At 54.0% G+C, this 20,810-nt stretch carries 19 protein-coding genes; 8 read left to right on the plus strand and 11 right to left on the minus strand.

Annotated elements, in window-relative coordinates:
• Window positions 1–100 precede the first annotated feature (100 nt).
• Window positions 101–1,546, plus strand: coding sequence for an HD domain-containing protein (locus tag ACTU44_RS00390; protein ID WP_336079424.1), 1,446 nt, complete (start codon window positions 101–103; stop codon window positions 1,544–1,546).
• 56 nt (window positions 1,547–1,602) lie between these two features.
• Here the strand turns inward: ACTU44_RS00390 and ACTU44_RS00395 are convergent, their stop codons facing one another.
• The gene (locus ACTU44_RS00395) at window positions 1,603–2,487 is read right to left on the minus strand and encodes a GntR family transcriptional regulator (RefSeq protein WP_114096138.1); all 885 of its coding nucleotides are present in this window, start codon (window positions 2,485–2,487) and stop codon (window positions 1,603–1,605) included.
• 122 nt (window positions 2,488–2,609) lie between these two features.
• Here ACTU44_RS00395 and ACTU44_RS00400 point away from each other — a divergent pair, with 122 nt between their 5' ends.
• From ACTU44_RS00400 to ACTU44_RS00415, 4 genes are all read left to right on the plus strand, one after another.
• Entirely contained in the window at window positions 2,610–3,602 is a 993-nt protein-coding gene (locus ACTU44_RS00400; protein ID WP_114096139.1) for a sialic acid TRAP transporter substrate-binding protein SiaP, read from the plus strand.
• An 87-nt stretch (window positions 3,603–3,689) separates the two neighbouring features.
• Window positions 3,690–4,202 (plus strand): TRAP transporter small permease, encoded by a 513-nt coding sequence (locus ACTU44_RS00405; RefSeq protein ID WP_181850124.1) that lies wholly within the window; start codon window positions 3,690–3,692, stop codon window positions 4,200–4,202.
• Window positions 4,202–5,482 carry a TRAP transporter large permease gene (locus ACTU44_RS00410; protein WP_462096385.1) on the plus strand — a complete coding sequence of 427 codons (1,281 nt, stop codon included), beginning with the start codon at window positions 4,202–4,204 and terminating at the stop codon, window positions 5,480–5,482. Before ACTU44_RS00405 ends, ACTU44_RS00410 begins: the two co-directional genes overlap by 1 nt.
• Before the next feature lie 19 nt (window positions 5,483–5,501).
• Window positions 5,502–7,028, plus strand: coding sequence for a UxaA family hydrolase (locus ACTU44_RS00415; RefSeq protein WP_462096386.1), 1,527 nt, complete (start codon window positions 5,502–5,504; stop codon window positions 7,026–7,028).
• A gap of 173 nt (window positions 7,029–7,201) precedes the next feature.
• Here the strand turns inward: ACTU44_RS00415 and ACTU44_RS00420 are convergent, their stop codons facing one another.
• Entirely contained in the window at window positions 7,202–7,531 is a 330-nt protein-coding gene (locus tag ACTU44_RS00420) for a DHCW motif cupin fold protein (RefSeq protein WP_336079433.1), read from the minus strand.
• A gap of 221 nt (window positions 7,532–7,752) precedes the next feature.
• Here ACTU44_RS00420 and ACTU44_RS00425 point away from each other — a divergent pair, with 221 nt between their 5' ends.
• On the plus strand, window positions 7,753–8,688 hold the full coding sequence (locus ACTU44_RS00425) for a DUF294 nucleotidyltransferase-like domain-containing protein (protein WP_114096818.1): 936 nt from the start codon (window positions 7,753–7,755) through the stop codon (window positions 8,686–8,688).
• A gap of 13 nt (window positions 8,689–8,701) precedes the next feature.
• Here the strand turns inward: ACTU44_RS00425 and ACTU44_RS00430 are convergent, their stop codons facing one another.
• From ACTU44_RS00430 to ACTU44_RS00470, 9 genes are all read right to left on the minus strand, one after another.
• Complete coding sequence (locus ACTU44_RS00430; protein WP_462096387.1) at window positions 8,702–9,073, minus strand: 5-carboxymethyl-2-hydroxymuconate Delta-isomerase; 372 nt, start codon at window positions 9,071–9,073, stop codon at window positions 8,702–8,704.
• A gap of 114 nt (window positions 9,074–9,187) precedes the next feature.
• A complete protein-coding gene (gene ahcY / locus ACTU44_RS00435) occupies window positions 9,188–10,483 on the minus strand; it encodes an adenosylhomocysteinase (RefSeq protein ID WP_462096388.1) in 1,296 nt (431 codons plus the stop codon).
• 301 nt (window positions 10,484–10,784) lie between these two features.
• The gene (gene ptsP, locus ACTU44_RS00440; RefSeq protein WP_258548562.1) at window positions 10,785–12,581 is read right to left on the minus strand and encodes a phosphoenolpyruvate--protein phosphotransferase; all 1,797 of its coding nucleotides are present in this window, start codon (window positions 12,579–12,581) and stop codon (window positions 10,785–10,787) included.
• Between the two features lie 66 nt (window positions 12,582–12,647).
• The gene (locus tag ACTU44_RS00445) at window positions 12,648–12,923 is read right to left on the minus strand and encodes an HPr family phosphocarrier protein (RefSeq protein WP_114096144.1); all 276 of its coding nucleotides are present in this window, start codon (window positions 12,921–12,923) and stop codon (window positions 12,648–12,650) included.
• Window positions 12,924–12,987: 64 nt separating this feature from the next.
• Entirely contained in the window at window positions 12,988–13,392 is a 405-nt protein-coding gene (locus tag ACTU44_RS00450) for a PTS sugar transporter subunit IIA (RefSeq protein WP_114096145.1), read from the minus strand.
• A gap of 19 nt (window positions 13,393–13,411) precedes the next feature.
• Window positions 13,412–14,344, minus strand: a complete 933-nt coding sequence (gene rapZ / locus ACTU44_RS00455; protein ID WP_114096146.1) for an RNase adapter RapZ — start codon at window positions 14,342–14,344, stop codon at window positions 13,412–13,414.
• 10 nt (window positions 14,345–14,354) lie between these two features.
• The gene (locus tag ACTU44_RS00460) at window positions 14,355–14,837 is read right to left on the minus strand and encodes an HPr kinase/phosphorylase (protein WP_258548563.1); all 483 of its coding nucleotides are present in this window, start codon (window positions 14,835–14,837) and stop codon (window positions 14,355–14,357) included.
• Window positions 14,838–14,895: 58 nt separating this feature from the next.
• On the minus strand, window positions 14,896–16,545 hold the full coding sequence (locus ACTU44_RS00465) for a sensor histidine kinase (protein WP_258548564.1): 1,650 nt from the start codon (window positions 16,543–16,545) through the stop codon (window positions 14,896–14,898).
• 88 nt (window positions 16,546–16,633) lie between these two features.
• Window positions 16,634–17,350, minus strand: a complete 717-nt coding sequence (locus tag ACTU44_RS00470; protein WP_114096147.1) for a response regulator transcription factor — start codon at window positions 17,348–17,350, stop codon at window positions 16,634–16,636.
• Window positions 17,351–17,681: 331 nt separating this feature from the next.
• On the opposite strand from ACTU44_RS00470, the gene ACTU44_RS00475 reads away from it, so the two are divergent.
• Both ACTU44_RS00475 and ACTU44_RS00480 read left to right on the plus strand, forming a co-directional pair.
• Entirely contained in the window at window positions 17,682–19,382 is a 1,701-nt protein-coding gene (locus ACTU44_RS00475; protein ID WP_258548565.1) for a sensor histidine kinase, read from the plus strand.
• The gene (locus ACTU44_RS00480) at window positions 19,379–20,776 is read left to right on the plus strand and encodes a sigma-54-dependent transcriptional regulator (RefSeq protein ID WP_462096389.1); all 1,398 of its coding nucleotides are present in this window, start codon (window positions 19,379–19,381) and stop codon (window positions 20,774–20,776) included. The genes ACTU44_RS00475 and ACTU44_RS00480 overlap by 4 nt, the downstream gene beginning before the upstream one ends.
• The last annotated feature ends 34 nt before the right edge of the window (window positions 20,777–20,810 follow it).

Here is a 20,810-nt window from a genome sequence, read left to right on the forward strand (position 1 = left end):
CAATTTGCGCAAAAATGCCCTTGGCTTATTCGTTCCCCCAATCCGTTTGGAAGCTTGCTCGGATGCGTTCCGTGTCACGTGTTGTTAACCGTTTGTGTTTATGAGCTATTATTATGGTGAAAACGGTGTGCTTTTACCACCGTTTCGCATCATCTCGGCAACAGCCTTGTCTGAGGCCGTGTTTCACGGGGTTCGCCTGTGGAAAAACCGCGATGACATGGGCAATGAATCCGTTTATGTCTGCGGTATTGGCTTTAACAACAGACACAACGTACCCGTCATTCCAAAGATGAGTCCCAAACCGCAGCTAGATCTTTTTGCACCGCGCGCGGCGGCCAAACCGGCCGCGTCCCAAAAGGAATCTGCCGCGCTCAAGGTGACCAAGGATCCGGGACCGGAAATCGGTGATCTGTTTGATACCAATTTCAATGCTGCCGACATCGCCGAATGGGAACTGCTGTTTCGCGATGTTCCGCAATATAACTACCATTTCAAGCGTGCCCAGATCGCATCGGCCTTTGACCGTCCGCTTCATAAAAAGCTGATTGCATCACATGCCTTTGAACGGTTGCGTGAAATTTCGTTTCTGGGTGCCATCGACTATCTGTTCCATCCCAATGGCAAACCGGCAAATATCCGTCATTCGCGCTATGACCACACCATCGGCGTTGCCCTGCTGTCACAGCGTTATTGCCGCCTGATGGGTCTTTCGGATGCCGATTGTGATTTGCTCGGTGCTGCGGCCCTTTTGCACGATATCGGGCATGGGCCGTTTTCCCATACGCTGGAACCGGAATTTGCCCGGCGGTTTAACCGCAACCATCATCAACTGACCAATCAGATCATCACCGGCGAAGTGCAGCTTGATCTGTCGGTCAATCATCTGCTGGTCAAACACAATGTTGATCCGAACGAAGTCATCGCACTTCTGTCAAAGAAGTCGGATCACCCCCATGCCAGCCTGTTTTCCGGCCCGGTCAATATCGACACACTCGAAGGTATCAGCCGCACGAAGACCTATGTGCATCCCAACCATGTGCATTGCCATCCGCGCCTGCTGCTTGAGGCCGCCGTCAAACTTGATGCGGACTCGCTCAAGCGTCTGGACAAGTTCTGGCAGCTCAAGGAAGACATCTATCGCAACTTCATCTTTGGTCCGATGTGCTTTGCCACAGACCATCTGTGCCGTGAATTTGTTGTCAAAAACGCACCCGACTTTGCAGCCGATGATTTCCTTTTGACCGAAAAGGCGTTTTTAAACAGCCATCCGGCCTTCAAGAAGTTCCTGCACAGCCTGAAAAACCGGATCGAGCTTGATGGCGTTGCCGATGCGGTTGACCATCAGATCAGCGCATCAGCCAGCACCCTTGACCTTAACGAGGCCAAGGTGCCGCGTCGTGAATTCCACATCAACAAGGATGTCGAAGTCAGATGCTTTGCCGATCTGTCAAAACGCTATTACGAGGAAAAGAACTCGTTCCTGCGCCGCGTCGGCAGCCTGACCGACCCGGCCCAACAGGCCGCCGCCGCAAGCCTGTTTGATTAGGGAACTTGACGGTTCTTGCAGGTGGCTTGTGATGGTGACTTGAGACCAAGGACATCCTAGTCACGGTTAATCGAGGCAAGGAACGTCTGGTTCGCGGTTGCAAGATGGCGCTCAAGGGCTTTCACGGCCGCGTCCTGATCCCGTTCAAGAATCGCATCAATAATTTCAAGATGTTCTTGTATGGCAAGCACGATGCGTTCGACCTGATTCTTGTTGGACCAGCGATAATGAAAATGGAAGATCAACGATATTGAATCCTGAAAGCCATCCATGAACCGGTTCCCGGTGGCCGCATTCAGCATTCTGTGAAAGCGACTATCAAGTTCAGAGAACTCGATAAATCGTGTTTCAATTTCCCTGCGCAGCTGAATATGCTCTTGACGAATACGCAGCATTTTCCCCCAGAACGGGTCTTCCTTGGGAATCGTGAAAACTGCCCTGATTGCGCGCGTTTCAAACATCTGGCGCACTTCATGAAGTTCAAGGGCATATTTCTCGGTAAAGCCTTCCAGAATCCAGCTTCGTTGTGGTTCTTTGCGGATGAAGCCAAACCGGCTTAGCCCGATCAGAAATTCTCGAACAGTTGTGTTTGAAACCCCGAACTGGCGGGCCAGAACCGCTTCACGAAGACGACTACCCGGTGGGGGCTGCATCGTTCTCAGCCACATCATGAAATCAGTTTCAAGCTGTTCTTCAAGACTTCTGATGTCCGAGTTTGGAAAATAGTCGGATTTTCTGGTGCTGCGCAAAAACGTGATCGGAAAACTGTCTTCTGAAATCAGACCGATTTCGCGCGCACGTTGCAGGATGCTGCGCGCCAGCGTCCTGCTAACTCCCAGCAACCTTGCCAGTCCCGAAATGGTTTCCGGGCAATTTCCAACTGCAACACTATCAAGCCAGGTATTGAAGCTGGTCTTGAATTTCTGATCCGAACGAGCCACCAAAGCTCCTGTCTTTTTGGATGTTTTTTAAGCATTAAAGACAGTTGAGGTGAATAGCAACTCTTCCCTAAGATCACAGAGAAAAACAAAAACTAAAATAATGCACATTCACGGAGGAAATAATGTTCACTCGGAAATTGTCCCGTACGCTTCTGATGGGATTGACGGCCTTTGCAACCCTTGCTGGAATCTCACAGGCTTCCAATGCGCAAGAAGTTTTGAAATTCGGCCATGTCTACGAAGTAGACACCCCGTATCACCGCGCCGCACTTGAAGCCGCTTCGCTGTTCTCGGAACGCACAAACGGGCGTTATGAAATCAAGGTCTATCCGGCATCCCAGCTTGGCAAGGAAGCCGCCATCAACGAAGCCCTGACCCTCGGTTCGATTGATATCATCTATACCGGCGTCGCCTACCTTGGGCAGACTTATCCGCCGATCTCAATCTCGGACTATCCCTTTGCCCTTCGCGGCTATGATCATTGGTCAAACTACGTCAAATCGGATTTGTTTGCCGAATTGTCCAAGGAATATACAGATGTCACCGGTAACCAGATCGCCGGTCTCGTTTACTATGGCGCACGCCATGTAACGTCCAACAAACCGATCCTGACACCGGCGGATATGAAGGGCTTGAAAATTCGCACGCCCAATGCCCCTGCCTATCAGATGTTCCCCAAGGAAACAGGGGCCAATCCGACACCGATGGCTTTCTCAGAAGTGTATCTTGCCTTGCAACAAGGTGTGGTTGATGCACAGGAAAACCCGCTTCCGACCATCAAATTCAAGAAGTTCTATGAAGTACAGTCAAACATCAATCTGACGGGCCATATCATCAACTCCCTGATCATGCTGGTGTCGCCATCGACCATGTCGAAACTGGGTGAAGAAGATGGGAAATTGCTGCTCGACACCCTTCAGGAAGCCGGCATTCATGCATCCGATGAAATCGTGAAAAGTGAAAATGAGCTGTCTGAATGGTTCACCACACAGGGCGTTACGGTCAACAAGGTTGATCGTGGTCCGTTCATTGATGTCATTGCCCCGCGCCTGAAAAGCGACGACATGCCTTGGGACCCGGAAATTTATGAACGCCTGCAAGCGATCAAGGGTTAATCCCGTCTAACCTTTCCATCCCAAATCCGGCCGGGGGAAGCCATTTCCCCCGGTTACGTCATGTTCCGTGCCCAAGGAAGAGACAAAATGTCTGACATCAACGGGGATCTTTTCAAGGAACAGGAACGACAAGAAGCCGAAACGAACTTCCGACTGAACATCACCTGGGCCGACTTTCCGGCTTTGCTGGTTTTCTGTGCCTTGTTCGTCACGGTGTTCCTGCAATTCTTCACCCGCTACGTCCTGAATGACTCGCTGGCCTGGACCGAGGAAGTCGCGCGTTACCTGCTTATTCTTCTGGCCTTTGTCGGTGCGATAAAATGCCAGCTTGTCGATAGTCATATCCGCCTTGAATTTATCGACAAACTTGCCGGGCGGGGACTGACCAAGCTCAAACTCGTCGCGCTCGTACTGTCATCGGGCTTCTTCGGCTTTGCCATCTATTCCCTCAATGAACTCATGACGAAGACCTCGTACCAGAAGATGGTCTCTCTGCCGCTTCCCAAATACTACTTCTATGGATTGGTCCTGATTGCTCTTGGCATCCTTTTGGCGGTCCATCTTTACCAGATTTATCTATTGCTGCGGAGAACGCGCTGATGAGCTTTATTCTTCTTCTGGTATCGCTGGTCGTCCTGATCGCCCTGCGCTTGCCGATTGCAGTTGCTCTTGGATTTTCCTCTCTTCTTTATATCCTGCTCGAAGGCATGCCGCCTGTCGTTCTGCTGCACAATATGATCAATGGCATGAACAGTTTTCCACTTCTGGCCATCCCGTTTTTCATTCTTGCCGGTGGATTGATGAATTCGGCCGGGATCACCAGCCGGATTTTTGCCTTTGCGCGTGCACTTGTCGGCTGGGCCCACGGGGGTCTGGGGCATGTGAATATCGGTGCCAGCATCGTTTTCGCCGGTATGTCGGGTGCCGCCGTCGCCGATGCCGGTGGTCTTGGATCGATTGAAATCAAGGCGATGCGTGACGCGGGATATGATGATGATTTTTCGGTCGGCATCACGGCCGCATCTTCGACCATCGGCCCGATCATTCCGCCTTCGCTGCCGCTTGTTATTTTTGGCGTCATGGCCTCGGTCTCAATCGGGGAACTGTTTGTTGCGGGCATCATCCCGGGTCTTCTTATGGCCGCATCCCTGATGGTGATGGTCTGGTGGATGGCGCGCAAACGCAACTATCCGCGTGATGTCGCTTTCAGCCCGAAGCTTGTCGGATCAACCTTCAAAACCGCGTTTCTGCCACTTCTGACCCCGGTCATAATTGTTGGCGGCATCGCATCGGGCATGTTCACCCCGACCGAAGCCGCCGTTTGCGCGGCAAGCTATGCCATCCTTCTTGGCATGGTGATTTATCGAACCCTAAGCTGGAAAAAACTGATCCGGGTCTCGATTGAAACCATCGAAACCACCGCATCGATTTTGCTGATTGTCGGAACCGCAAGCGTCTTTGCCTGGATCCTTGCCGCCAATCAGGCAGCTGTTGTGTTCTCTGAAACACTGCTTGGCCTGACACAGAACAAGGCCCTGATCCTTCTGATCATTACCCTGATCGTGCTTGTGATCGGCCTGTTCATGGAAACCATCGCGGCAATTTCCATTCTGGTCCCTGTCTTGCTGCCCGTTTCATTGCAGCTTGGTATTGATCCGATCCATCTGGGCATCATCGTCATCCTCAATCTGATGATCGGTCTTTTAACACCCCCCATCGGGATGGTGCTTTATGTGCTGTCCAAGGTGTCGGCAATTCCATTTGAACGCTGCGCCAAGGCCACCATGCCGTTCCTCGTTCCACTGATCGCTGTGCTGCTACTGTTGACCTATGTGCCTTCGATCACCCTGTTCTTGCCCGAACTTCTCTATCGGCAATAAAGCACGAAGATAAATGCAAATGACCCAATCTTCTCCCATCAGCATCCTGTTGCATCCCGGCGACAATGTTGAAATTGCGCTGGCTGACCTGAAAACAGGGACGGAACTTTCACAAAGCCCTGTCACCCTGAATGCACCGGTCGCGCGTGGCCATAAAATCGCGATACGTTCGATTGCCGCGGGTGAACCTGTTCTGCGCTACGGCCAGATCATAGGTGTCGCCACTGCAGACATCGCACCGGGCGATCACGTTCACACCCACAATCTGGGTATGAGCGACCATCGCCAGAACTATGATTTCAGCAAAGATGCCAAACCTTTGCCGCCCATTTCGGACGCCCGGTTCTTTATGGGCTATCCACGCAGTGACGGGCGGTTCGGTACGCGCAACTATATCGGTGTTCTGACATCGGTAAATTGCTCGGGAAGTGTGGCCCGCTTCATTGCCGAACAGGCGGAAAAAACCGGCTGGTTTGCCGATCTTGAAAATGTCGATGGCATCGTGCCGATTGTTCACGGAAGTGGATGCGGCATGGGCCGCCACGACGAGGGATATGACACCCTGTTCAGGACTCTCGCAGGTTATGCCAAACACCCGAATTTTGGCGGCATTCTGCTTGTCGGTCTTGGATGTGAAGCCATGCAGGTCGAAGATCTCGTCGGGGCGGAAAAATTGCGTCATGACGGCAACTTCCACTATATGACCATTCAGAATAGCGGTGGAACACGTCAAACCGTTGAACGCGGTGTTGATATTGTGCGTGATCTTGCATTGCGGGCCAATCAGGCAAAGCGGGTGCGTGTCCCGGCATCCGAACTGGTTGTTGGTCTGCAATGTGGCGGATCAGACGGATATTCCGGAATTACCGCCAATCCGGCCTTGGGATATGCATCCGATTTGCTGGTTCGTCACGGCGGCACCACAATTCTCTCGGAGACGCCTGAAATCTATGGTGCGGAACATCTCCTGACCCGGCGCGCCATCAATGATGAAATCGGCCAGAAACTGGTCGACCGGATTTTATGGTGGGAAAACTACACATCGGTGCGCGGCGGCGAAATGAACAACAATCCGTCGCCGGGCAACAAACGGGGCGGCTTGACCACCATTCTGGAAAAGTCCCTTGGTGCTGTCGCCAAGGGCGGCACAGCCCCGCTGACCGATGTCTATGAATTTGGTCAGATCATCACCAACAAGGGCTTTGTCTTCATGGACAGCCCCGGCTACGACCCATGCTCTGTCACCGGTCAAATCGCAAGCGGGGCAACCCTGATTGCCTTTACCACCGGTCGCGGATCGGTTTCGGGCTATGTGCCAAGCCCCTGCATCAAGCTCGCCACAAACAGCACGATGTATGAAAACATGTCCGAAGATATGGACGTCAATTGCGGAACAATTGTCGATGGTGCAATCACAATTGAAGATAAAGGCCGCGAAATATTCGACCTGTTCCTTGAAATTGCATCGGGCACCAAAAGCAAAAGCGAGGCCCTTGGTTTTGGCAGCGCCGAGTTTGTCCCCTGGCAAATCGGGGCTGTGATGTAGGCATCACAGGTCCCAGACATTCAGCCCGCACGACATTACATCATCAAGGATGTCGGAAACCCGGACTGCTTTACCGGTCCGTCAAATACGACGACGCGGAAAAGCAGTCCGGCTCTGTTACGTTGGCTCGCCTGATGCCTCCCCAACACCAGGCGGCACGAACTGATATAATATCAATCGACCACAAAAAGGGTCGCGCCTGTCTCGGTCGAAGAACGATGTGCCTCTGCGTTATCGGCCACCTGATAGCTCATCCCCGGTTTCAGAACAAAGGTCCGGCCATCTTCAAGCTCGGTCGCAAGTTCGCCTTCCAGACACAGCAGAATATGCCCCTTCGAACACCAGTGATCGGCCAGATAGCCCGGTGAATATTGCACCATGCGGACCCGGATCGGGCCAAATTGCCGTGTTCGCCATGTCGCCATGCCGGTTTCACCGCGATGTTCGGTCGGCTCGATAGAAGACCAGTCGGTCGTGCCAAAGGGCAGATCAGTGATATTCATGAAGGGGCGTTCTTTCGCAACAGATGTGGGGCGACAGGTGTGGGACGCGTATCCTCCGTCGTCGGAGATCGCCGGTTAACTATGGTTTTTGCGGACAAACCGTCAATCACCTTCGCAATCTTAATCTGGCAAACCCCATATCAGATAAACGCGGTATTAATCTTTAACCTTTAGGCAGATAGTTGGTAATCAACGAGTCGCACCAAGAGGCTGTCCCGATCTTGTTACCCGCAACCATCGCAACCAATCAGGACTATTCCGCCCGGCGTCTGGCGGAAATGCGTGCTGCATTGGCAACACGCCTGCAGGGCGATACATTTTGCGTTGTCGTAACAGGGTCTTATGGACGCCACGAGGCATCCGACCAGTCCGATCTTGATTACTTTATTATCGGCCGCGAAGCCGAACGTGATCAGGCCCCGCATCAGGAAGTTGCCGACATCCTTGGCAAGATGGTCACCAAGAAACCGGCGGTAAACGGCCCGTTTTCATCCTATGTCACGGCCGAGGAACTCGTAAATCGCATCGGTCTGGATGGTGATACCAACTCGATCACCACAAGACGGCTTTTGTTCCTGCTCGAATGTGAATGGCTTTATAACGAGGCAGGAAAACGCAAATTCTTTGACGATCTGATTGCCAACTACGTCACCACATCGGTCACGCGGGACTCCATCGCCCGCTTTCTGGTCAATGATGTGATCCGCTACTACCGGACCATCAGCGTAGATTTCGAAATCAAGACCCGCGAAGGCGACGCCAGCAAGGCATGGGCACCCCGCCGCCTCAAACTCGTATTTTCCCGAAAGATGCTTTATTTTGGCGGCATTATTGCGGCTGCGGAAACAGCAGGACGTGATTATGCGGGGAAACGCGAAAAACTGTCGGAACTTTTACAGCTCCCGCCAATCACACGACTGCAAACCGTGTTTGGCGAGAAAAGCCTGCCTGCACTTGATCTTTATGACCGCTTCCTGCGCGAACTATCCGATCCCGATGTGCGCGCCCGTCTTGACGGGGTCGGACCGCATGATCGCAATAATGTGCAATTGCGGTCGCTTCTTGACGCCGGCAAGGACTTCTCGCGCGAGCTGATCAAACTGCTTAATGATCGCTATGGTCCTGACCATCCGATCCACGAAGCGCTTTTGATGTAGGATCGAAACCGCCTTACGGCGCAAGGGTCACATGCTTGTGGTAATGCGCCCGATCAAGGTCATGGACCTCGACCGTAAATTGCACCGCATAATCCCCCACCAGCCATTCCAGCCGATCACGCAGCACCGCAAGGGCTGCCTCGCCCGTGGCGAACTTCATCTGATCGGTCCGCCCCGACAGCAGGCGAATATCAAGATGGACCATCGCATGACTGTCATCACCATCGGCAATCACGACATTCTGCAGCGCTGAAATCCGCGTCTTGAAGGAATCAAGATCCGCATCGGCTTCGCGGGCAATCACATAATGCAGATCAACAGCCAGTTTCGGCAATTCGTCGGCAATCGGAAGCTTTGCGGAATATTCAATTTCAAGCTGGGGCATGTTTCCAAACTCTTTGGTGGGGCTGATTGCTTTTATCAAGCAAGTCCCGCCCTGAACACAAAAAAGCCGGTCTGACTGAACAGACCGGCTTTGATGCAAATCGGCAAAGACCGATTAGTAACGGTAATGATCCGGCTTGAACGGACCAGCCTGCGGAACACCGATATATTCGGCCTGTTCGCTCGAAAGCTTGGTCAGTTTTACGCCCAGACGGTCAAGATGCAGGGCTGCAACTTTCTCATCAAGGTGTTTGGGCAGGACATAAACCTTGTTCTCGTAGTTGGCAAAGTTCTTCCACAGCTCGATCTGGGCCAGCACCTGGTTGGTGAAGGAGGCCGACATGACAAAGCTCGGGTGGCCGGTTGCGCAACCAAGGTTGACCAGACGGCCTTCGGCCAGAACGATCAGACGTTTGCCATCCGGGAATTCGACTTCGTCGACCTGCGGCTTGACGTTGTCCCACTTGTAGTTACGCAGCGAACCGATCTGGATTTCGGAATCGAAGTGACCGATGTTGCAAACAATTGCACGGTCTTTCATCGCACGCATATGGTCAAGCGTGATGATGTCGATGTTACCCGTGGTGGTGACAAAGATATCGCCAACCGGTGCAGCATCTTCCATGGTGGTGACTTCGTAACCTTCCATCGCGGCCTGAAGCGCACAGATCGGATCGATTTCGGTCACAAGAACGCGGGCACCCTGGCTGCGCATCGAAGCAGCAGAACCTTTACCCACGTCACCAAAGCCGGCAACAACGGCAACTTTACCGGCAACCATTACGTCGGTTGCGCGTTTGATGCCATCGACCAGGCTTTCACGGCAGCCATACAGGTTGTCGAATTTCGACTTGGTGACCGAGTCATTGACGTTGATCGCCGGAACCTTAAGGGTGCCTTTTTTCGCCATTTCATACAGGCGGTGAACACCGGTGGTGGTTTCTTCCGACAGACCTTTGATGTCTTCAAGAAGTTCCGGATACTTGTCGTGGATCAACTGGGTAACGTCGCCGCCATCGTCAAGGATCAGGTTCGGTTTCCAGCCGTTCGGGCCGGAAATGGTCTGCTCGATGCACCACCAGAATTCTTCCTCGGTCTCGCCTTTCCAGGCAAATACCGGGATTTCAGCAACAGCAATCGCCGCCGCAGCCTGATCCTGGGTCGAGAAGATGTTGCACGAAGACCAGCGAACTTCCGCACCAAGTGCCGTCAGCGTTTCGATCAGAACTGCGGTCTGGATGGTCATGTGCAGGCAACCGACGATACGTGCGCCAGCCAGCGGCTGTGCTGCGCCATATTCTTCGCGCAGCGCCATCAGGCCCGGCATTTCGGTTTCGGCAATCGCGATTTCCTTGCGGCCCCAAGCGGCCAGCGAGATGTCTGCGACCTTGTAATCGGTAAAGTTCGACATGTCGTCTCCAATCAAACAGGAATGGCGCATCCGCCACGGACTTCTGTCCTGCCGATACGCCGAGAAATTCTGTTGCGGTCATTTCCCTGACCGCGATGGAACACATATAAAGATTTCTTTATATCGTTTTCAAGTCTTTTTTTGCCCAATCGCAAAAGACGGATCAATCCACGACCATTCTCACCCCGAAATCCTGCTGATTTCGGCGGAAAATTTCGGGCTGTTCCCTATGTCGTGATGATGGTTGCAATGGACAAGGCCGATGACTGATCCGGCCAAGATTGCGCCAAGGCCCGATCAATCAGGCAAGATCGTTGAAATCATCAAGCATCATGGCGATGCGTGCCGAATCCCACTGTTCCATGACCCGGTTGGCCTGATGTTCGGAATTACGGGTATCAAGCCGGCGCAGGCGCTGTTTGACCAGCAACAGGTTAACCGGCGACATCGACAGATTGCGTAAACCAAACCCGATAAACAGCGGCACATAACGCGGATCACCGGCCATTTCGCCGCAAACACTGACCGGGATGCCCCGTTCACCAGCAACTCTGATCACATCACGGATCAGGCGCAAGACCGCCGGATGAAGCGGATCATAAAGCCCCGCCACCTGATCATCGGTCCGGTCAATCGCCAGCGTATATTGCGTCAGGTCATTGGTGCCGATGGCAAAGAAATCGCATTCGCGCGACAATGTATCGATGGCAATTGCCGCGGCCGGAATTTCGATCATTGCGCCCAATGGCGGCAATATTTCGGGGATCGCGTGCCCTTCCTTGCGCAGGCGCTTGGCAACTGCCTCGTATATCTGGCGCGCACGTGTCATTTCATGCACCCCGACCACCATCGGGATCAGCACCCGGACCGGCCCATGCAGGGACGCGCGCAAAATGGCGGCAAACTGGGCTTCAAGCAGTTCGGGTTTGCGCAGCGACAAGCGAACACCGCGCAATCCCAAAGCCGGATTTGGTCCCGACCCCATATCGGCCTGAAGCGCCACCGCGAGCTTTTCACCACCGATATCAAGGGTGCGAATCGTGACCGGCTTGCCGCCCATCCGTTTTACGATGTCAGAAAGTTCTGCATATTGTTCGTCTTCATCTGGCAGGTAATCCTTGTTCATGAACATGAATTCACTGCGCAAAAGTCCGATGCCCGTCGCCCCGTTTTCAAGGGCTGCGGAAAGTTCGATTGGCAATTCGATATTGGCATGAAGATCAATATCGACCCCGTCGCGCGTTGCCGATGGTACGTCGCGCAATGTCGCAAGCTTGTCACGTGCGGCCAGCCAGTCTGCCCGGCGCTGGCTGTAATGTTCGATATCGGCATCAGAGGGCGACAGGATAACCTCGCCGCGCCCGCCATCGACAATGATCTGATCACCACCCGATACACCCCGGATGATGTCGGTCGCCCCCAGAACGGCCGGAATACCGAGTGATCTTGCCATAATCGCCGTATGGCCCTCGGCCCCGCCAAGGGCGGTGACAAAGGCAGTCAGCTGCCCCGGCTCAAACCGGGCCATATCGGCCGGGCTGACATCTTCGGCAATCAGGATCGCCCCCTTGGGGGCCTTTTCAACGGCACGGTCGGTTTCGCCCATCAGACACCGCATCAGGCGCAAGCCGACTTCACGGATATCGCTTGCACGCGCCGCGATATAGCGATCATCCATGCCCGAAAACTGGGTGGCGATCACGTCAATCACTTCGCTGACCGCATGGACGGCATTCAGCTTGCGCGAAACAATCAGCTCTTCCGCACCGCGCACCAGCCGCGACTGGGTCAGCATGTGGATATAGGCATCAAGCAGGAAGCCAAGTTCCTCGGATGCCGCACTGTCGGCTGATGAAGATTGGGATTTCAGACGTTTGAGCTGATCGATGCTTTCCGCAACACCGTCATGCAGGCGTTTGCATTCGGCCTGAACAGCATCATCGGCAATCGGTTTGCGGCTGACCTGGATATATTGCCGGTCCACAACAAAAGCCCGGCCAATCACGATCCCGCCTGATGCGCCCAATCCGGTAATGACCCGGCGGGCACCGGTGGCATGGTCGTCTGATGGGGTTTGATCTTTTGGCGGAACTTGCAAACCTGGGGTCAGAACCTGTTTTTGTTGTTTTCCCGAAAGTCAGAAGTCTTTTGGTCGTTATGCGTTTTATTCTTCGTCGAACTTTGCATCGACAAGTTCGTTAAGAGCCTCAATCGCCTTGACCGCATCGGGTCCGGTTGCTTCAACCTCGATCTCGGTGCCAATGGATGCGGCAAGCATCATAAGCCCCATGATTGATACACCCGAAACTTCGGTGCCGCGATTGCGGACCATGATGCTGGATTCAAATTCACCAGCCAGTTTAACAAATTTCGCCGCCGCCCGCGCGTGCAAACCACGCTGGTTGCTAATCGTAAGGATACGTTTTTCCTTCTGCGCCATCTATGTCCCCGCCAGCCGGATGTCCGATTGCGATACATCCGGCCTTCTTATTTTTGTTGCCGTCTTATTCTTCGCCACTCAGCAGACGCGACGCAACGTTGATATATTTACGCCCGGCATCCTGAGCCGCATTGACCGTCTCGGCCAGCGTCCCGTCAATGCGAACAGATGCCAGTTTGATCAACAAAGGTAAATTAACCCCTGCGATGACTTCGACATTTGCCTGTTCCATGATGGAAATCGCCAGATTGGACGGCGTCCCGCCAAACATGTCCGTCAACAGGACAACACCCTTGCCGCTGTCGACTTTCTCGACGCTTGCAAGGATATCCGCGCGGCGTTGTTCCATGTCGTCATCGGGTCCAATACAGACCGATTCGACATTTTCCTGCTCGCCAACAACGTGCTGCAAGGCAGATACGAACTCTTTCGCGAGATCGCCATGGGTGACCAGCACCATCCCGATCATGCAGTTTTCTCCATTTTATTCACTCCCCCGATGCCGGTTCATCTGGCTTGTCTCGATGTCCGAGATGTGTGTCATATCCCAGATCGGCAATCCAGTCATTGAGTATCCGTGCGATATAAACCGAACGATGTTGTCCGCCCGTACACCCGATCGCAATGGTCAGATAGCTTTTCCCTTCTTGCGCATAACGCGGCAGGATCGGCTCCAGCATTGCTTTCAGACGGGTCACAAACCCGGAGAAGTCCGGGTCTTCTTCAATATATTGGCCTACCCGATCATTCATGCCTGTCAGCAGGCGAAGCTCGGGATCATAATGCGGGTTGCGCAGAAAGCGAACGTCAAAAACCAGATCGGCTTCTGCTGGCACACCCTGACGGAATGAAAAGCTTTTGACAAAGATCGCAAGGCCTTCATTTTCGCCAATATCAAACTGGTCCTGAAGAATCTTGCGAAGCTCGGTTGATTTCATCCGCGATGTATCGATCCGCATGTCCGCCGTCGCCGCAATCGGCGCCATCAGACGTTTTTCATGCTCGATCGCGTCAACCAGTGGCCGGTCATGGCTGAGTGGATGGGGACGGCGCGTTTCGGTAAAGCGACGCTGTAGCACCGTTGTGTCGGCATCGACATAGATCATCAGGGGTTCCATGCCGGTCTGCTTGCGCAGGCGTCCAACAATCTCGACAAACTGGTCAACGCCAAAATCACGTGTGCGGATATCAAGCCCGATGGCAATCGGACGATCCGGGCGGCAATCGCTTGGCACCAGGGCCGAAAGCAACCGAAGCGGCAAGTTGTCAACCGCATCAAAGCCGAAATCTTCAAGGATTTTAAGGGTAGTTGTCCGTCCTGCCCCCGAAACACCGGTCACAAGGACAAGACCGCTTCTGCCATCAAAGCTGTCAGGTGCGGCATTCTGGTCATCACGGGGTTTGACGGGAGTTTTCTGCAAAACAGCTTCCTTAAGACTCTAAGCGCAATTCACCGGTCGCAAGCGCCAAAGCTACCCTGATCTTGGCCTCAAGTGCCAGATCGGTTGCACATAATGTCCAACGCGCAACAGATATGCCACAAATCTCTTCTGATGTGCCATGAGGCATTCGTTCCACAAGATCAGGATCATCGACCAGATCAATCACCACCCTGACATCGCCTTCAGGACGTTGTGGCAATCCGCGCACAATGCCAAGCCCGCGCACTTCACACAATCCGGCAATCGTTGCGGGCGATGTTGCAATCAGGCGCCCGTCGCGTGCAACAAGGTCTGTCCGGTCATCTGCGATCAGAAAGCCCCCCGCATCGATCAAACGCAGAGATATACTGGATTTCCCGGAACCGGACGGACCGCGCAGCAAAAGCGCATAGTCACCGATCTGGACACAATTGGCATGAAGCTGGGACATAATGGCAAAACGATGCGGGGCGGCGCGTTTGTTGTCAAACACCAAACGCGTAAACCTGACCTTCCGCATAAGCGTTTCGCGGTTTTTTGGTGCCGATTCCCTATTCGAGCGGCAGACGAATGGTAAAGATAGCGCCCTTTACCTCGTCCCCGACCACGCGATTCTGTGCGCTCAGTTCGCCATTATGGGCCGAAATGATCCGCTTGGAGATCGAAAGACCAAGTCCCGAATGCTGGCCGAATTTCTCGGTCGCGGGGCGCTCGGTATAGAAGCGGTTAAAGATCGCCTCTTCCTTGCCCGGCGGGATACCCGGACCGTCATCCTCGATCGTGATGATCGCACGTTCCTTGTCACGCCATGCCCGAACCCGGACTTCGCCGCCCTCGGGGCTAAAGGTAATCGCGTTTGAAATCAGGTTTCTGAACACCTGGGTCAACCGGCTTTCAAGGGCCGGAACATTCAGGTTTTCGGGGACAGACACCCGGATACGCGGCCCGGACGGATCGGCATTATAAAGTTCGCCCAGTGTTTGCAGCAGAACCCGAAGATCAACTTCTTCGGATTCGGCGCGCGACAATTCGGCATCCATCCGCGAATAGTCGGAAATATCACTGATCAGACGGTCCAGACGCTGCACATCCTCGGCAATGATTTCCATCAGGCGACGCTGGCGTTCCGGGTCCTTGAGACGCGTTGCCGTTTCCACCGCACTGCGCAGCGATGTCAGCGGGTTTTTGATTTCATGCGCCACATCGGCGGCAAACCGTTCAATCGCATCCATGCGGTCCCAAAGGGTCTCGGTCATATCGCGCAGCGTGGTCGACAGATCACCGATCTCGTCGCGGCGATCCGACAGATCGGGAATGGTGAACTGGCGGTTCTTGCTCCGCCGGACCCGTTCGGCTGCACGCGCCAGCCGGTTTAACGGCCGGGTAATCACGCCAGCCAGATAGATCGACAGCAACACCGTGATGCCAAAGGCAAAAACAAAGATTTTAAGGATATCAAGCCGCACCGCATGCAGCGCGCTTTCAATTGTGTCGCCACTTTTGGTCAGCATCACCGACGCCAGAACCTGCTTGAAACGCGCCACGGGAACCGACACCGACAAGACCCGGCGCCCCTGGCTATCCACACGCACAACACCGCGCGAATACCCCGCCAATGCCGCACGAACTTCGGGGTAATCGGCTGCACTTGCCACGGGCGGATCGACATAAAGCGGCAAGGGCTGCTCGCCTTCAAACAGGGTCAGAAGCCCGTCAGTCAGTTTGCGCATGATATCGGCAAAGGCATCTTCTTCGCCCGGTGCCGGAAGTTCTTCGGCCTGAATGGTGCCTGCGCCAAAGGACTGGATATTACGGCTGTCAGCCATCAGCTTGCCATTGGTGGCAAAAAGCCGTGTGCGTGCGCCGGTAATACCGACAAGCCGACGCACCATCTCGCGCGCGACTTCAAGCTTCACCCGGTTGGTCGCATCATCTTCGGCACTGACCGCAGATGTCGAAAGGGCGGCGGCATACATTTCCGCCTGCACGGCCATGGCTTCAAGTTCGGAATGAATAAGTTCCTGCTTGTAGCGGCCCAGATACAGAATACCTGCAACCAGCACAAACAAAGCCAGCGCATTCACGGCAAGAATGCGCCAGGTCAAAGGGGAAAACAGCCCGTGGCGTTCCTCTATGCGTGCCGCCCGTGTTTCGGACTGGCCTGTCGTCTGGTCATGATCGCCAGCGCTTTGATCGCTCATTCAAACCTGCGTAACTGGCCCGCTTGGATCGGGCCTGCAAAACGATAGGTGCCGGAACAGACATGCTCCGGCACCAGAATTCATCTGATTATCCTGCCACCGTGGCAGAGTCGCGATAGCGGTAGCCAACGCCATACAGGGTTTCGATTTCCTTGAATTCCTTGTCGGTCTCGCGGAATTTCTTGCGCAGGCGCTTGATGTGGCTGTCGATGGTGCGGTCATCGACATAGATATGTTCGCCATAGGCCGCATCAATCAGCTGGTCACGGTTCTTCACATGACCCGGATGTTTTGCCAGTGCCTGAATCAGCAGAAACTCGGTCACGGTCAGGTTCACATGCTGCCCTTTCCAGCTGCACATGTGGCGTGACGGATCAAGAACCAGATCCCCGCGCTGCAACACATCATCGGACCCGTTCGGGCGAATACCACCGGCCCGCATGATTTCCGAACGGCGCAACAATGTGCGGATACGTTCAATCAGCAAACGCTGCGAGAACGGCTTTTTGATGTAGTCATCCGCGCCAAGACGCAGACCGGTCAGTTCATCAACCTCGTCATCCTTGGACGTCAGGAAGATCACCGGCATTTCGGTTTTCTTGCGCAGATGGGTCAGAAGTTCCAGTCCATCCATGCGCGGCATCTTGATATCAAGCACGGCAAGATCCGGCTCTTCCTTGGTCAGGGCATGCAATGCCTCCGAACCATCGGAATATGTCAGGACCTCATAACCCTCTTCTTCCAAAGCCATGGAAACAGACGTCAGGATATTACGGTCGTCATCAACAAGTGCGATCTTACTCACCTGGACCTCGTCATCTGGACAGATACAATTCGTTCGTTAGTTTTGTGACTATACAATTTACATTCCAATGTGGCGAAAAAATAACCACTTGCGGCATAATTAAGGCTCATCGAATACACGCATCATCCCTGGCACGTCTTGCCTGTATTTGTTGACTTTGCGCCATTCTGCCCAATAACAATCACCCCATCAGGATAAAAGCGCGGACCCGGTACAAACGCGCAAAACACAAAAAGGGTCCCAAACGGGATCGGAGGCCGCAATTTTTTACTGGTTACGCAATTTCAGTCGCGCAAGCCTGACCTTTGCCGGCACGCTGATATCGGCTTTGGTGGTCTGGCTTGCCGTCAGTTCGACCGGCAATCTGACCATCCGCGAACTGCAATCAACCGGTCAGGCCCGTCTGGCCCTTTATGACAGCTCCCTGCGTGCGGCGATTGACCGGTATCGCTACCTTCCCTATGTGGTTGCCCGCCATCATCAGGTGATCCAGGCCATCTCTGATCCGCAAACAGCCCAGATCGCCAATCTTTATCTGGAACGGGTCAACAACCGGTCCGGTGCAGCAGCCCTTTATGTTCTTGATAGAACCGGTGTCACCGTCGCATCCAGCAACTGGAACACACCGGACAGTTTTGTTGGCGAAGACTATTCGTTCCGCCCCTATTACAGTCTGGCCCTTGCCGGGAACGAGGGATTCTTTTTCGGGATCGGCGTCACCACCGGACGCGCTGGTGTTTTCATCTCCAATCCGATTTTCCAGAATGGCGAGATCATCGGTGTCGTCGTCGTCAAACTCGAACTCGATGAAGTTGAAATGAACTGGCAGGAAGGCGGCGAAACCGTTTTCGTTGCCGATGCCGACGGTGTGATCACCCTGACCAGTCGCGGCGACTGGAAATACCGGACCCTGTCCCCGCTTTCCGATACTGATCGCACCCGTATCAACCTGAACCGCCAATATCCCGGCCGCGAACTGACATCGTTGAATGTCGGGCAACAACTGGCAAAAGGTTCGGGCATCGTCACCATCAGTTCCCACCGTTACCTGTTTGACAGCAAACCGATCCGGGGCAGTGACTGGCGCATCTTCTATCTGACCTCGATGGATCAGGTTACCGACCGTCAGGCCGCTGTCATGCTGATCGCCATCATTGGCGGGGGCATGATCGTTTTGCTGATCCTGTTCTTGCGCGAGCGCGAGCTTAAACTCGCATCCCAGCGTGAAGCCCGCGAACTTGAACGCATCCAGGCGCTTAATACCCGGCTCGAAGAAGAAATTGCCGAACGCCGCAAGACCGAAGACGAGCTGCGCGGCACCCAGAATGAACTGGTCCAGGCCGGAAAACTGGCCGCCCTCGGTCAGATGTCGGCAGCCATCGCCCATGAAATCAATCAGCCGATCACCGCGATCCGGACTTTCTGTGCCAGTGCCAAACTGATGCTTGACCGCGGCAAAACCGACCAGCTTGACCAGAATATCAGCCAGATTTCATCCCTGACCGAACGCATGGGCGCGATTACCGGACAGCTCAAGACATTTTCACGCAAATCGACCGGTGTGCTTGAACCGGTTGATTTGAAAGTTGCTCTCGGGAACGCCTTGCAACTTCTGCGTCCGCAGCTTGAGTCCGAAAATTGCAGTCTGGAACGCAACGAACCGGATTACCCCCTGATCATCCGGGCCGATCTGGTCCGGATCGAACAGATTTGCGTCAACATCATCCGCAATGCGCTTGATGCAATGGAAGATAGCGGGGTTAAACGCATCCGCATAGATCTGGCCACCGATGCCGATGATGTTACCATGCACATCACCGATACCGGACCGGGCATGAATGACGAAACGCTGGCACTTCTGTTTGACCCGTTCTTTACCACCAAGGATCCGGGACAAGGTGTGGGATTGGGACTTTCAGTAACTTATGGCATTGTGCGGGACTTTGGCGGCACCATCAAAGCCTATAACACCACAATGGGCGGTGCCTGCTTCGAAGTTCGTTTGCCGCTGCTCAGGAACAGTAAACAGTGACGTCAATCAGCCAGATGCAAGATCCGATCACCAAACCGCACATCATCATTGTTGATGACGATGCCGCGATGCGCATGGCGCTGTCGCAATGGCTGGAACTTTCGGATTTCGATGTCACGGTCTATGAGGACGCACGCGAGGCGCTGCGCGATATCCGTCCCGATTTTGCTGGTGTCATCCTGACGGATGTGAAAATGCCCAAACTTGATGGCATCACATTTACCAAATCCGTCCTTTCGGCGGATTCCGACATTCCCGTCATCCTGATGACCGGCCATGGCGATGTCCCGATGGCGGTCGAGGCAATGAAAAGCGGCGCATATGATTTCGTCGAAAAACCGTTCGAGCCCAAAGACATTGTCGAAAGTCTCGAACGCGCCATTGAAAAGCGTCGTCTGGTTCTCGAAAACCGCCAGCTTCGTCAACAGATCATCCACCGCAGCAGTTTGGACAGCCGCCTGATCGGCAATTCTTTGCCGATGCGTGCGCTTAAGGACGAAATCGCCAATATTGCCCCGACCGAAGTCCCGGTTCTGATTTCGGGTGAAACCGGTACCGGCAAGGAACTGGTCGCACGCGCCATCCACGATCTCAGTGACCGGCATGATGAAAAATTCGTCGCTGTAAACTGTGCTGCCATTCCCGAAAGTACGGCTGAAAGCGAACTGTTCGGTCATGAAAAAGGCTCTTTCACCGGGGCGGTCAGCCAACGGATTGGCTGGATCGAACACGCCATTGGCGGTACGCTGTTTCTTGACGAAATCTCAAGCATGCCGCTGGCCCTTCAGGCCAAATTGCTGCGCGTGATCGAACAGCGCGAAGTCGTGCGTGTTGGCTCAAACGCACCGGTCAAAGTTGACTTCCGGCTGATCTGTGCGACCAACGAAGATCTGGTTGATGCGGTCAGCGCGCGCAATTTCCGTGAAGACCTTCTGTTTCGCATCAATACCTTTGAACTGGCAATATCATCCTTGCGGGATCGCAAGGATGATATTGCCCTTCTGTTTGATATCTTTGCCGAACGTGCGGCCGAACGGTTCGAGCGCCCCTATGAACGACTGACACCGGCACTGATCGCGCAACTCAAGGCCCATGAATGGCCCGGCAATGTCCGCGAACTTAAAAACATGGCGGAACGGTATGTCTTGCTGGTCGGAAGCGCCGAAGAACGTTTCAAACGCCTGTTCAAGGGCGGGTTTGATCCGGCAGGCAAACCATCAACGACCCTTGCGCTTGCCGATCAGGTCCGTGACTTCGAGGAACGCGTCATTCGTGATGCACTTGATCGCCATGACGGCAATGTCAAATCGGTGATGGAAGAACTCGACATCCCGCGCCGGACCCTGAATGAAAAGATGAAAAAGCTGAACATCCGGCGCGACAAGCCACTCTGATCAGATCGGCATATCGGCAACATTCCGCCGATCA

The organism is Thalassospira sp. SM2505 (genome assembly GCF_054901115.1).